Source organism: Burkholderia sp. GbtcB21 (assembly GCF_019091065.1).
Taxonomy (GTDB): Bacteria; Pseudomonadota; Gammaproteobacteria; order Burkholderiales; family Burkholderiaceae; genus Burkholderia; species Burkholderia pyrrocinia_C.
In genome coordinates this window covers 1-246 of the sequence record NZ_JAGXKA010000384.1, presented here as the reverse complement: position 1 = coordinate 246, position 246 = coordinate 1, and the positions used below count along the sequence as shown (strand labels likewise).

1 protein-coding gene is annotated in these 246 nt (G+C 73.6%); it reads right to left on the bottom strand.

Translation table 11 applies throughout. From position 1 onward, the window contains the following. Positions 1-7: 7 nt before the first annotated feature. Positions 8-246: TOBE domain-containing protein (locus tag KVT39_RS37160; RefSeq protein WP_217591508.1), on the bottom strand; the 239-nt coding region annotated here is incomplete at its 5' end.

Sequence of the window (246 nt, the reverse complement as noted above, 5' to 3'; positions counted from 1 at the left end):
GCCCGCTTCAGGGCTCGATAAGGACGACATCGTCTGCCTCGCAATGCAGGGAAACGCGCGCACCGCGCTCGGTAGCCGCGCCGCGGCCGCGTTGCATCGTGCCGCGCACGGGCTCGTCGGGCGCCGCGTCGATCACGACCGCGATCGACAGGTCCGCGCCCTGCCATTCGACGGCCGACACCGTGCCGTGCAGGCCACCGGCCGCGAGCGGCATCACGGTCAGGCGCTCGGGGCGCACGCACGCGA